The following is a 14,285-nucleotide window of genomic DNA, read 5'->3' on the forward strand; positions in this document are numbered from 1 at the left end:
GACAAGGAGGAGTAAATAAATGAATAATAAAAAAGCTTCATTTAAGAAAATAGCACAATCTCTTTGTCTTGTTTTAATTGTGTTTTCTTTAATCATTTCAATCGTTTTCTCTTCATTCAGTATTGCTAATAAAACAAACTTAAATACTAGATATTCAGGTGGATATGATGCGCTTGTTGAAGTATATGATGAAAAACAAAATGCAACTCAAGGAACTTCAACTCCAAATGGTGATGCTAGACTGGCTGCTGAATCTCTTCAAACTAAATTATCTCCATTTTCAGATAATACTATTGATGTTAAAGTAGTGGGGCAACATAGGGTTTCAATTAGAGCAACAAAAGAACAATACCAAAATAATCCTAGATTATTTATAAATGCGATCGAACAAGATGGTGGATTGATGGCATTTACTCAAACAAATAATATTTATACTGATATTTTATTTGATGATACTGCAGTTAAAAAAATAACAGCTTCAGAAAATGGAATATATGATAGTAACAATGAAATTGCTAATAAGTTAGCAATTTCAGAAATTTTCGGATCAGTTAAATATACACCAGATAGATCTGAAAGCGGTTCAGGTCAACAAAACTCACCATTTTTAACTTTTGAAGAAGGTTCAAATGGTAGTTATTTAAAAAACTTAACAGCTGCAACAACAGCAACAGAAAATGCACCAGCAACACCTGCAAATTTAACAGTTATATCATCATTTGAAACAATCTTAAACAATCTTAGAGAATATTTTTTACAAGCACCTAATGAAAATTCACTTGATACTTACTTAGAAAACTACTATAGGGGTGTAATTCAACCGATTTTAAGTTTTTATTCAAGCACGGACACAACTGCTCAACAAAGAGCTGTTATAGATGATTTTTTCTCTGTTTCATACATGACATCAAGTGGTCAAATGCAATCAGCTTCTTTAATTTCAGGGAGTTTTAATAAATGATGAACAGATAGTGCATCTAATGAACAAATGTTATTTAATAATTCAAATAATATTGAGCTTATTGTAAATGATTTAAAAGCATTATTATATGGAACATTTGAGGGCAGAACTGCACCAACGAACTATACTTATAATTTTGTAAATAATGTAAACAAATATGTTATTGATCCAAATTCAAAAACTGAAGACTTTAAAAAAGAACCAGAAAATGGTAATCCTGCTGGTAGGTATTCAGAAAATATAATTTTAGGCGCACAATCAATGAGAATTGATGAAGTAGCTAAAGTTATTAATGATGTTATGCTGTCAAAAGTATTATTTGCTCAAAAATCATCAACATCAATATTCTCACAATATCTTGATCAATCAATTTTTGAAAAAAACTTTATAATGATAAATGATTCAGTGACTCAAACTGGTGTTGCTTCTGCATCAGAAACAATGTCAAGAGCAACATTTACACCTAGTGTTGTTTATAATGGTGCTACAAGTCAATTAAGAGTTAAAACTAGATCAGCAACAATTGCAAGAACAATTGAAGCCTCAATTTCGCAAACAACTTCAGGATTTAGTTTTAAAGTTATAAAATTAACTGAATTTAATCCAGAAATAACTTTATACATGTTATTAGCATCTATTATATTCTTGCTAATATTAGCTATTTTTACAATGGTATTCTTAGTTATTGCTTATAGATTATTAGGTATTTATACACTAATAATTGCTGTGACATCTGTTTTTATAACATTGTTTACACCTACTTTATTTGGCATAGCAATTGGAATAGAACTTTACACTTTAATTTTCATAATGCTAGGTCTTGTTTTAGAATCATGTATTCTAACAATTGAAGCATTTAAAAAACACTTAAATAAGGAAAAAAGATCAATTACAGAATCATTTAAACTATCATATAAAGAAAATTTAGGTATCATACTTGATTCATTTATATTAATTTTGATTCCAAATTTAATTATTTTTTGAATTGGAACAGGTTCATTAAAAAACTTTGCAACTGTTGCAACAGTATCAACAGCAATTATATTATTTTTAGTAATTGTTGTATTTAGATTAATGATTTATTTAACAGTTAAAATTCAAATTTTTAAAAACCACCCATTATGATTGCCAATTGATACAAAAGATATCAAATCTGGTGTTGCAATCAGAGACAAAATTAATTTATCAAAATATGAATACCAGTTAAATATACTAACTAATAAAGAAAAAGTTAGCTCAAAAGAGTTATTAAAAATTAAGAGAATTAATGATTTAATTGAAACTTTAAAAATTAAAATTGAAAATAAAGAAAAAGATTATAATCAAAAATTAATTAATAAGAATAAAGAAAAAACTATCAAACTAAATCAAAAAATTGAATCTCTTGAAAAAACAGAGAAAAAAATTCGTTGATATAAAAAAGATTGAATCTCATTCTTAAAAGTTAATAGAGATGTTGCAAAAGCAGTTTCAACTAATGCTGAAGGTAAAGTAATTGAAGAAGTAAAAACAAAAAGAAATCAAAATTGAATCTTCAATATAAATAGAATTATTATTGTTTTACTATTAGTGTTTTCAGTAATTGGTGGTGTTGTAGCCGCTACTGTAGGTCCTAACTATTCAAACTTATTTGGTAAAGATAACACTTATATTGTTTATGGTGAATATTTATATGAATTACCAGGAAACAATTTTGATAATGTTGTTACTAAAATAGCAGAAAATCAATCTGAAGAACAAGCAAATGCATTTCAAAGTGAAGCTTTAAGAATGGCTAATGAAAAAGGACACAGTGATATTGAAGCTGGAGCAAATGATAATGAATTTGTTGCTTGATTAAGTGAGTATACAGTTCAATATGTATTTGATAATAATTTACTTAAAGCATTCTATTCAGGATATAAAGGAACAACTTCTTTAAATTCTATTGAATCAGGAACTACATACGGTGATCAAACTGAGAATTCATCAGCTGAAAATCTAATGCCATATATTCAAATTGAATTATCAAACCAAACAAACATTACTAGAACTAAAAGATTATTAAATAGTATTTTTACAGGTAGAACTCGTTTAGGAAGTAATTATACTAATGAATCAAGAGGTATTTTAGGAATGTATCAAATTCCATTTACCGCATATGGTCAAATTAATCAAATATTAATTTCATTCGCAATTTTAATATTAATTTTAATTGTTTATATATTAATTAGATATAAATGAACTTACTATGTTGCCTTAGCACTAGCACTTGTAGTTGTTGTTTTAATTACAACATCTCTAGTAATTATGTTCAGAGTACCAATAAGTACAGAAATATTGGTCACAATGATTTCGATTGCAGCATTCACAATTATGTCTGTAATATTTATTCTTGGTAAAACAAAATCCTTAATATCTATTAAAAATAAAAATGAGTTAAGATTCGAATTTGATAAAGAAGCTAATGCTCAAGCAATTATTAAACACAAAGTCTTAGAAGCAATAAATAATAAAAAAGCTTTAAATAAAGCTAATAAAAAACGCATTAAAGATATTAGAAGAAAAATAGTTGATATTAAAATAGCTAAAAAATCAAAATTCTACACATGAGATGCATTTAAAGCTATATTTAAATCAAATAGAATACCTAAAATAGCAGAATTAAGAAAAGAAATTAAAGCAATTAGAAAAGAAAATAAAACTGATCTAAAACCTTTAAGAAAAGCAATTAAAGCTGCTAAAAAAGCTGGTAGAAAAGAAATATCAACAATATTAAAAGATAATCAATTTGCTAAATCATTATTTGTTGGTTCATTAAGATTTGGGATAAATAGATTAGTTTATATTTCTGGATTCTACTTATTATTTGCAATTATTTTAGCTGTTACAATACCTTCACTAGCTGGAGTTGGAATTACATTATTAATTGGTGTATTTGTAGCAAACATCGTAATCTTAACAATGTCATTACCTTTATTGATATGATTAGAAAAACGAAGAATAGTTTCAAACTATGGTAGAAAAGAATTTATCTCTCAAACTAATGTTTCTCAAGAAGAACAAATAGTTAAAGATATTAACGATTAATTAAAAGGAGTAAATATATGGATTTAAAAAAACATATTTTAAATGTTAAGGATTTCCCAATTGATGGAATTGACTTTAAAGATGTAACACCATTATTAAATGATGCTGATGCTTTTGCTTATGTAATTGATGAAATGGCAAAATTTGTTATTGAATGTGGAGCTAATGTTGTAGTTGCTCCAGAAGCAAGAGGATTCTTATTTGCAAGTGCTGTAGCTTATAAATCACATACTAGATTTGTATTAGTTAGAAAACCTGGTAAATTACCTCGTGAAGTTATCGATATTGAATATACTTTAGAGTATGGAACAAATCATCAACAAATGCACAAAGGTGATATTAAACCTGGTGATAAAGTAGTTATTATAGATGATGTACTAGCAACTGGTGGAACAATTGAAGCTATTGTTAAATTAGTTGAAATGCAAGAAGGTAAAGTTGAGGGAGTTTCATTCTTAATTGATTTGCCAGCATTACATGATGAAAATCTATTACAAGAATACAAAGTTCAAAAACTTGTTAAATATTAAGATTAACACCTATAATTAAAATAGGTGTTTTTTTATTTAAAACAGAAAGGTATATTTATGGAAGACAAACAAAGATGTGATTGATCATCAAATGCTATTTTAAATGAATATCATGATAATGAGTGAAGTAAAATAACTCAAAATGATGATTACATATTTGAATTACTTATATTAGAAAATATGCAAGCGGGTTTAAATTGATTAACAATCTTACTTAAAAGAGAAGAATTCAAAAAAGCATTTGATAATTTTGAATTAAAAAAAATTATTAGCTATGATGAAAATAAAATAAATGAATTAATGAATAATAAGGGTATTATAAGAAATAAACTAAAAATTAAATCACTAATTTCAAACGCAAAAGCTTTTAAAGAAATTCAAATACAATTTGGTTCTTTTTATAATTACATTTGAACTTTTACAAATAACAAGCAAGTTATTAATAATTGAAATTCAATTGATGAAGTACCAGCTGAATCAGATTTATCAAAAACAATATCAGTGGATTTAAGAAAAAGAGGATTTAAATTTGTAGGACCTGTTATTGTTTATTCATTTTTACAAGCAATAGGAATAATCGATGATCATTTAAATAAATGTTTTTGTAAAAATCAAAATTAATTATATAAGAGTGTATAGACTTATTTTAAGTCTATTTTTTGTTATAATTTTAAAAATAGAATGGGTGATTTCATGGCTGGTATAATTTTACCTAGAAGAACTAGTAAAAGAGCTTCAACAAACTTAAATATTGTTGAGATAAAAGACTATATAACACTAGAAAATGAATTAAAAAAATATATTAAAGATAGAAAAGCATTAATTAAAATTAAGGAAGCTTATTTATTTGCTGAAAAAATGCATAGCGAACAAAAACGTAAAAATGGAGATCCCTATATTTATCACCCACTTTCAACTGCATACTATTTAGCACAACTGCAAATGGGACCAAAAACTATTAAAGCTGGTTTATTACATGATGTTGTTGAAGATACACCTGTTAAAATTGAAGAGATAGAAGAGAAATTTGGAAAAGAAATAGCATCACTTGTTGAATCTGTAACTAAAGTTAGTTATTTTGCCGAAGAAAATCGTGAGCAAATTAAATCAGAATATTTAAGAAAACTGTATATTTCTATGGCAAAAGATATAAGGGTTATTATTATTAAAATTGCTGATAGATTACATAATATGTTAACAATTGAGAATTTACCAGAAGAAAAACAAAGAGTAGTTGCTAAAGAGACATTAACTATTTATGCAGCCATTGCTCACCGTATAGGAATGAAAAATGCTAAATCTAAATTAGAAGACATGGCATTTAAAGTTTTAAATCCAAATGATTTTACAGACATTGAAAATTTAATTGAAAAAGGTCGTGAATCTAGGGAAGATAATATTGCTAAAACAATTGATGATATTTCGTTTTTCTTAAGAAAAGAAAAACACATTAAAATAATTGATATTTTTGGAAGAGAAAAAACAATTTATTCAATTTACAGAAAAATGAATGTTAATGGTAAACAATTTGAAGAATTACATGACCTTGTTGCAATTAGGATAATTGCAAAATCAACTGATGATTGCTACAAAATTTTAGGGTACTTACACCAAAAATACTTACCATTATCAGGAAGATTTAAAGATTATATTGCAACACCTAAAAATAACGTATATCAGTCATTGCATACTACTTTAAGTAATAGTAAAGGAATGTTTTTTGAAGTTCAAATAAGAACTCAACAAATGGATGATGTCGCTGAAACTGGGGCTGCTGCTCACTGAAGATATAAAGAGGGTGAAGTTGTAGATATTGCTAAGAGACAAAAACAAATTGACGAACAAATTGATATATTTAGCAGAATTTTGGATTTAACAGATCAAATAAATGAAGAAGAAAATTCAAAAGAGAAAGAATTAGAAAATCAATTACAAAAAGATGTTTTTGGATCAATGATTTATGTTCTAACTCCAACTCAAAATGTTATTACTTTGCCTTATGGAGCAACTGTATTAGATTTTGCTTACAGAATACACACTGAAATAGGAGAAAAAACTACAGGAGCAAAAATTGATGGTATATTCTCTCCAATTAACACAGTCTTAGAATCAGGGCAAGTTGTTGAAATTAAAACTTCTTCTAAACAACAACCAACACACGAATGATTAAAAATAGCTACTACATCAAATGCTAAAAATAGAATTAGAAAATACTTGGGTAATAAACTAAAAGAAGATAACTCATTTGATGAAGATAGAAAAGAATTAGCAAGAAAAACAGAAAACTTAATTAACTCATATATTAATCAAAAAGAAATAAAATGAAAAAGAAAATCTCAAAGTGAAATTCTTGAAGCTGTTAAAAAAGCAGGTTATGCCAATCTTGAAGAGTTTTTAATTAATGTTGGTAAAGGTGAAATCTCTATTGTTGAAGCCACTGATAAATTCTTCATTAATCACAATTTCTCAAAGGACGAAGAAGCTTTAAGAAGTATTCAATCAAAAACTATAAATGATAGAAGTTTAAAAAATGATATTGTTATAGATGGAATAACAAATATTAAAACATCAATTGCAAGTTGTTGTTTACCAATTCCATATGAAGATGTTATTGGTTATGTTGCTAAATCAGGAAATGGTATAAAAGTTCATTTAAAAGAATGTTATAACCTATATACAACAGAAGAAACAAAACGTTTAGTTCAAGTACAATGAAACTCAGCTGTTGCTGAAAATAGTTTATATACAACAAAACTAAAATATTTTGCTACAGATAGACCAAATCTTTTATATGACATATCAAGAGCATTATCAAATTTAAAAGCAACAACAATAAATGTAAAACTTGGTGTTGATGATAAATCTTTACTTGTTAATGGTGAATTAACAATTAAAGTTAAAAGTTCAGCACAATTAAATCAAATTATTTTAACAATTAAATCAATTGCAAATATCATAGATTGCGAAAGATCTGTAAAGAGTATTAAATAGGTTTTAAACCTATTTTTTATTTTTCTAAATTTTTTCCAATATTTTTTATTAATAATATAATGACATTGAAAGGAACTAAAAATCGATGAAAAAAAGAAAAAAAGTTAAGTTAACTTTAGAAGAAAAATATAAATTGTTTAATTCTAATAAAGCTAGAATTTATTTTGCTATTAAAAAAGCATATAGTAAATTTGATTCAATACCATTGGAGTTAGAAGACTTTGAATTTTATGCATGAGAAGCATATTTGGATATTTTAGATAAATATTATGATAGAAATATGAGAAAAAGTTTTGAGAGTTGTTTAGTAGATGCTGTTTATTGAAAGGCAATGAATGTTTGTGCAAAATTTGTAACTAACAAGTATAAAATAATGAATCAAGGAATGAGAACAAGTAATTTTATGAGTGATGAATATAAAGAAATGATAAATAATATTAGTGTTGAAGAAAACTCATATGACGAAATTGGTTGAACACAGTTATTTGAACAATACTTTGCAAAAAACACTGATAAAATGCCAAAACAAGTTTTTACACTTTATATTTATGGAATGAGTTTTGTAGAAATTGCAAAAGAATTAAATATTTCATCAGCAAAAGTTAGAAATACTTTTTATAAAGTTTTACCAGAAATTAGACAAGTGGTTTCCAATCAAGTATTTTTAGATTAAAATATATTGTAAAGGGGCGTGATTGAATGAGTTATTATTATAAACCAAGTATGGGTTATTCAGTGCACGCTTTACAAAGAGCTAAAGAAAGACTTAAATTACAGGATAAACAAGACTGAGAAGTTAAAGAAGCAATTAAAAATCATATTTTTAATTCAACAAAAACTTTTAAGATTAACGGAATGTTATATTTATCAGCGTCTAATACAAACATATTTTTTGTAATCAATGAAAGTAGTAACACATTAGTTACAGTCACTCTTGTGTCAGCTGAAAAGCAACTAAGATTAATGGGCGGGTGATAATATGATAATTGGAGTTTATGGAACAATAGGTGCTGGTAAAACAACTATTTCAAATAAAATAAAAAAATTAAAATTTAAAGTAATAAACGCGGATAAAATTTCAAAGGATGTTTTGAATTCAAGAGATATTGAAAAACAAATAAAAGATGCTTTTCCTAATGCTTTTATTGAAAATAATTTAAATAGAGCTAAATTAAGAAAAATTATTTCAGAAGATCAAAATTGTTTAAATAAATTAAATTCAATTGTTTGACCTGAAATAAAAAATCAAATCTCGTTATTAATTCAAACAAATCCAGGAAATATTGTAATAGACGCAGCATTATTACCAGAACTAGGGCTTGAAGTTGATAAATATATAAGAGTTAAAGCAAATCTTTTAACTACTCTTTTAAGAGTTAAAAAAAGGGATAAAAAACCCTTTAAAGAAACTTATTCAATTTACAAACAACAAAAGCAAAGAATTAAAAAATATGATTTAAATAACGAAGTCATAATCATTAATGATATATGAACAAAAAGCATAACTTATAAGCAACTACATAAAAAAATATTTAAATAAGATCACGATCTTATTTTTTATTTTTTTGCATTTAATTAAGATAAAATTAATAGTATGAATAAATCAGGAATAATAATTTTAAATAAACCAAAAGGTTTAACAACAAATCATTTAATTCAAAAACTTAAAAGAAAATTAAATGTAAAAAAAATAGGGCATGCAGGTACTTTGGATCCTTTAGCTACTGGTGTGGTTATATGTTTAATAAATAATGGAACAAAATTAAGTGATTATTTTTTAAATGAAAATAAAGCATATGAAGTCACTATGAAATTATTTCAAGCTACAGATACATATGATAGTGATGGAAGCATAATAGAAGAGCAGGAACCTTTCAAAATAGAACAAGAACAAGTTGAAAAAGTTATAGCAAAGTTTAATGGACTTGCTTATGAACAAGAACCGCCAATGTATTCAGCAATTAAAATTGATGGAAAAAAACTTTATGAATATGCTCGTGAAAATCAAGTTGTAAAAGTGAATAAAAGACTAATAAAAATTAATTCACTATCTTTAGATAAATATGAAAATAATGAAATATCAATGACTGTTTATTGTTCAAAAGGAACTTATATAAGAAGCCTTATTGTAGATATAGCAAAAGAACTAAATACAATTGCTCATGTAACTAGTCTAAATAGAATAGAATCAGGAAATTTTATAATTAAAAATTCTGTTAACATTGAAAATTGTGAAGAATCAAATTTGATTAAAATGTTTGATGCAATTAAAATGGCTGACTATGAAATAGTTGAATTAGATGACACATTAAATGTTGAGCATGGTAAAAAAATAGAAGTGATAGCTGAGAAAAATATTGTTTTTATTTCAAATAAATCAAAAGAACTTATAGCTTGTTATGAGAGAGAAAATGGAAATGTCTTTAAATGCAAGCGTGGAGGTTTAAATATTTAATGAAAGTTTTTAAAACTGATATAAATAGTATTATCCAAAATGAAAGAGAAACTTGTGCAACTATAGGTATGTTTGATGCATTACATAAATATCACAAATTGATTATAGAAAAAACACAAACAATTGCTCAAGAAAATAATTTGGAATCTATAATAATAACTTTTGATCACAAACCAACAAAAGGAACTGAAACATTATTAAATGAAAATAAAAAAATTAATTATATTAATGAAAATTTTCAAATAGATAAAATGATAATTTTACAAGTAAATAATGATTTGATTAATACTTCAAAAGAACAATTTGTCAAAATACTTAAAAATAAATTTAAAGTAATTAAGTTAGTTGAAGGAAGCGACTTTAGATTTGGATTTGAGAAAAGTGGAGATGTTGAATACTTAAAAAATAGTTTTGGTGAAAAAAATGTTTTTATTTATGAAAGAGATAAAAACATATCAACATCTAAAATAAAAAAGCTTGTAAAAGAAAATAAAATTGCAGAAATAGATGATGAATTAGAAGTTGACATAAATTTATTGTAATAAAGATTTAAAAAGTCTATAATATAAAAAGTGATTGTTCACCAAAGATGTTATTCGCTCCCATGAATGCACCTTTGATGAAACGCTAAAAATCAAAAAAAAGAAAGGGAGACAGATCATGATTTCAAAAACAAGAAAAGCTGAAATTATTAAAGAATTTGGTGGAAGCGAAGCTAACACAGGATTAGCTGAAGTTCAAATTGCTTTACTAACAGAAGATATCGCTAACATGACTGAACATTTAAAAGAACATAAAAAAGATGTTCCTACAAGAAGAACTTTATTAAAAAAAGTTGCTCAAAGAAGACACTTATTAGATTTCTTAATTAAAAAAGATGTTAACAGATATAAAGAAATTATTGCTAAATTAGGTTTAAGAAAATAATTTCAAAAAAACTCAAAAATTATTGACACATAGATTTAATTCTTATATTATATTTATGTGTCTAAAATGCAGGTGTAGTTTAATGGTAGAACTTCAGCCTTCCAAGCTGACTGTGAGGGTTCGATTCCCTTCACCTGCTCCATTTAAAAAGTAGAACAACCGAAAGGTTGTTTTTTTATTTTTTGATATAATTAAAATTAGAAAAAAGGTGAATCTGATGAGTGATACAAAAACCCTGGATTGAAATAAAACTAGAGAATTTGATCTTGAAAGAACAAATATTTGAATAAGTTTTATTTTTGAAATCTTAGTTGTAGTTTTACCTTATGTAGTCATTTGAATACTTATTGGTAGTTCATGGAATACTGAAAAATTTCATAATTATTATAATAACTTACCTTTGAAAGATTTATTACTTACGATAATTTGTATAGCTTATGTAATAATAGCGTTGGGAATTAATTTAATTACATATATTTTAAAATGACAAAAAGAAGATAGTTTCACTTTTACAACTGCAATTGCCTTGTGCTTAACAGGATTAATAACTAATAGTATTTGAATAGACAAATTATCAATAGGCGGCTTTTCAATATTTTTAAAAGTTATATTTTTAATATTATTTGCTTTATTGGGTATATTCATAGGAACTTTAGCAACAATGTTAATAAGAAATTACAAATTTAAAATAGAGGAAGAAGATCAAATTTTACTACAAGCATATAAAAATGGTGAAGAAATACCTTCCATTAAAAAAATAAGATTAGACAGAGCTGAAAAATACAGAATCAAAAAAGAACAAGAAATTGAAGAATTAAATAAGTTTAAAGAAGAATTAAACGAAAAAATAGCAATTGAATTAAAAAATAAAAAGCATGAAAAATTAGATCAAAAAGAAAACAAAAAACGAAATAAAAAAAATAATAAAAAATAACCTGTGTTTAAGGGTTAAAAAACAATGCAAAATTTGCTAAAATTAATATAATTGTATTTTAAAGAAAGGATCATTATGACTAATAAAATAGAATCCAATCAAAGTAAATTTTTAAATTTAAAAAATAATAATTTCTTTATAAGATTTTCATCAAGTGTAATTATAGTTGCTATGATAATTTTATTTTTATCAACAGCAATATTGAGTGAAGAATTATGAGTTCATTTAAGCGATAAAAATAAAGCAGAAGCTGTTAGTCAAGCTCTTGGAATTGTTATGCTATGCATATCTGTTGCTATATTAATGTTTTGTATATATGAATTATCTACATCATTAAAGATTAAAAATAAAGTTTTCATAATAATTATGGAATTATTAGCTTTGGGACTATTTTTAGCACCGATAACTTCAATAAGAAATCTAAATGATTTATTCATTTACCAAGATTGAGTTTTAAAAGCTAAACTGGCTGAATGATATATGCAATTTATTTATTTAATTATATTTTTAAGTGCTTCAACAATAACAGGTTATTTATCAGGAGTTAATCTTAAAAAAATGGTTATGATCATTGGAACTTCATTAATTATAATATTTGGTATGAAAGGATTTACTTACATATCACTAACAAATGATTATAATTCACAAGATTATTCAAGTATTAGATTTGGTTATGTAACAGCAATTTGAATTTGATTAATTGTTATATTAACAGATACATTTGCTTATATATTTGGTATAGCATTTGGTAAACACAAAATGGCTCCAAAAATTTCCCCTAAAAAAAGTTGAGAAGGTGCAATCGGAGGATTTACAACAGCTTTTATAGTTTCAGTAACAATGGCAATATTATTTTTCTTCTTTGTTAATTCTCATTCTATTTTTAAAGATTATATGAGTAATATTCAAACCAATTTAGGAACAGGATTAGTTATATTCATGTATATTCTTTTAGCATCTTTAATTTCATTTATAGGTCAATTAGGAGATTTGTTTTTTTCACTAATTAAAAGAAAAAATGATATAAAAGATTTTTCAAATTTAATACCAGGCCATGGAGGAGTTTTAGATAGACTTGACTCATTCATGTTAGTATTCTTATTTATGTATTTATTTACATTAATCAATTAGTTTAAGGAGTTTATATGGGAAGTGTAATGATAGTAATTTTATCAATATTAATTTCAATCATTGTTGTATTGGTGCTAATTACACTTCATGAACTAGGACATTTCATTGTAGCAAAGTTATCAAAAGCTTATGTCTTTGAATTTGCAATTGGTTTTGGTCCTAAATTGTTTGTTATAAAAACAAAAGAAACTTGATATTCAGTTAGACTAATACCTTTGGGTGGTTATGTTTCTATAGCTAGCGATTTTGCTGAACCACCAAAAGGCAGAGAAGAAGAATTTGAAAAAATACCTGACATAAGAAAAATTGATTATGCTATAAAATGAAAGAAAACTTTATTTATTTTATTTGGACCATTAATGAATTTATTTATAGCCTATATTTTAATCTTTTCAGTAATGTTTGGAGTTGGATACAAACCAAGTGATCCAAATTTTTACGGTCAAAACTTTTCAACGACTTCTATTGCTTATAAAATGATATATGAAAACGAAAAAGAAGGACAAACACCACCAGTAACAGAAGAAAAATATATTTACAATGATTTGCAAATTGCAATTACAGGATGAAATGTAAAAATTGAAGAAAAACCTTTTGAATTTAAAACTACTAATTCTGCTAATTTAGCACCTACGTATTTACAAATTTCAAAAATGTTTAATGACGGTAAAAAAGATATCTTGAATTATTTATATAAAAATAATATTGAGTCAGGTAATGTTGAATATCAATTTAGTTATGTTAATTTAACTAATGATTATTCAGGGGATGTTAAATCTGATGGTAAAACAGAGTTTAAACTTATAAGTGAAGAACAAACAATAGCTGAATGAAGAAAAACAGGTCAAATAAATGGTATAGCAATTGCACCACCAGATAGACATTTTAAAAATGGTGCTCAAAAATTTGGTTATACATTCGTTGAAACATGAAATCAATCATTTTCATTATTAGTAGGTATTGGTAAATTCTTTACAGGTGATTTTAGTGCTATTTCTGGTCCTGTTGGTATTGCTAAATCATCAATTGGAACTACAGGTGCTGCAACTACATCAATGGTTGCCAGTCGTTTGTTTTATGTTTCTTCTATATCAGCAAACTTATTTATGCTAAATATGCTTCCATTTCCACCATTAGATGGATATAAGTTTTGAGAAACATTAGTAGAATGAGTAACCAGAAAAGAAGTTAGTCAAAAATCAAAAACAATAATTTATGCAGCTGGAGCAATTTTATTAGTAACTTTCATAGTAATAGTAACAATTAAAGATTTTATAGTTTAAAAAA

13 protein-coding genes and 1 tRNA gene are annotated in these 14,285 nt (G+C 25.5%); all 14 read left to right on the forward strand.

What is annotated here, in order from left to right; genetic code table 4:
* Positions 1-19 precede the first annotated feature (19 nt).
* The 14 genes from MFL_RS01445 (at position 20) to MFL_RS01510 (ending at position 14,281) form a co-directional block, all read left to right on the forward strand.
* Complete coding sequence (locus MFL_RS01445; RefSeq protein ID WP_011183172.1) at positions 20-4,030, forward strand: protein translocase SecDF, variant type; 4,011 nt, start codon at positions 20-22, stop codon at positions 4,028-4,030.
* A 17-nt stretch (positions 4,031-4,047) separates the two neighbouring features.
* Positions 4,048-4,560: an adenine phosphoribosyltransferase gene (locus tag MFL_RS01450; protein WP_011183173.1), complete on the forward strand. Its 513-nt coding sequence runs from the start codon at positions 4,048-4,050 to the stop codon at positions 4,558-4,560.
* Between the two features lie 57 nt (positions 4,561-4,617).
* Positions 4,618-5,181, forward strand: a complete 564-nt coding sequence (locus tag MFL_RS01455) for a DNA-3-methyladenine glycosylase I (RefSeq protein WP_011183174.1) — start codon at positions 4,618-4,620, stop codon at positions 5,179-5,181.
* A gap of 72 nt (positions 5,182-5,253) precedes the next feature.
* Positions 5,254-7,551 (forward strand): RelA/SpoT family protein, encoded by a 2,298-nt coding sequence (locus tag MFL_RS01460; protein ID WP_011183175.1) that lies wholly within the window; start codon positions 5,254-5,256, stop codon positions 7,549-7,551.
* Between the two features lie 85 nt (positions 7,552-7,636).
* Entirely contained in the window at positions 7,637-8,224 is a 588-nt protein-coding gene (locus MFL_RS01465; RefSeq protein WP_011183176.1) for a sigma factor-like helix-turn-helix DNA-binding protein, read from the forward strand.
* A gap of 26 nt (positions 8,225-8,250) precedes the next feature.
* A complete protein-coding gene (locus MFL_RS01470; RefSeq protein WP_011183177.1) occupies positions 8,251-8,529 on the forward strand; it encodes a hypothetical protein in 279 nt (92 codons plus the stop codon).
* A gap of 1 nt (position 8,530) precedes the next feature.
* Complete coding sequence (gene coaE / locus MFL_RS01475) at positions 8,531-9,091, forward strand: dephospho-CoA kinase (protein WP_011183178.1); 561 nt, start codon at positions 8,531-8,533, stop codon at positions 9,089-9,091.
* Positions 9,092-9,145: 54 nt separating this feature from the next.
* Positions 9,146-10,006 carry a tRNA pseudouridine(55) synthase TruB gene (gene truB, locus MFL_RS01480; protein ID WP_011183179.1) on the forward strand — a complete coding sequence of 287 codons (861 nt, stop codon included), beginning with the start codon at positions 9,146-9,148 and terminating at the stop codon, positions 10,004-10,006.
* Positions 10,006-10,548, forward strand: coding sequence for an FAD synthetase (locus MFL_RS01485; RefSeq protein WP_164919780.1), 543 nt, complete (start codon positions 10,006-10,008; stop codon positions 10,546-10,548). The genes truB and MFL_RS01485 overlap by 1 nt, the downstream gene beginning before the upstream one ends.
* Before the next feature lie 118 nt (positions 10,549-10,666).
* The gene (gene rpsO, locus MFL_RS01490) at positions 10,667-10,933 is read left to right on the forward strand and encodes a 30S ribosomal protein S15 (RefSeq protein WP_011183181.1); all 267 of its coding nucleotides are present in this window, start codon (positions 10,667-10,669) and stop codon (positions 10,931-10,933) included.
* A gap of 68 nt (positions 10,934-11,001) precedes the next feature.
* Positions 11,002-11,075 (forward strand) — tRNA-Gly (locus MFL_RS01495).
* Positions 11,076-11,150: 75 nt separating this feature from the next.
* Positions 11,151-11,867, forward strand: coding sequence for a DxFTY motif-containing membrane protein (locus tag MFL_RS01500; RefSeq protein ID WP_011183182.1), 717 nt, complete (start codon positions 11,151-11,153; stop codon positions 11,865-11,867).
* A 75-nt stretch (positions 11,868-11,942) separates the two neighbouring features.
* On the forward strand, positions 11,943-12,998 hold the full coding sequence (locus MFL_RS01505; protein ID WP_011183183.1) for a phosphatidate cytidylyltransferase: 1,056 nt from the start codon (positions 11,943-11,945) through the stop codon (positions 12,996-12,998).
* Between the two features lie 14 nt (positions 12,999-13,012).
* Positions 13,013-14,281, forward strand: coding sequence for a M50 family metallopeptidase (locus MFL_RS01510; RefSeq protein WP_011183184.1), 1,269 nt, complete (start codon positions 13,013-13,015; stop codon positions 14,279-14,281).
* Positions 14,282-14,285: the final 4 nt, after the last annotated feature.

The organism is Mesoplasma florum L1 (genome assembly GCF_000008305.1).
Classification (GTDB): Bacteria; Bacillota_I; Bacilli_A; order Mycoplasmatales; family Mycoplasmataceae; genus Mesoplasma; species Mesoplasma florum.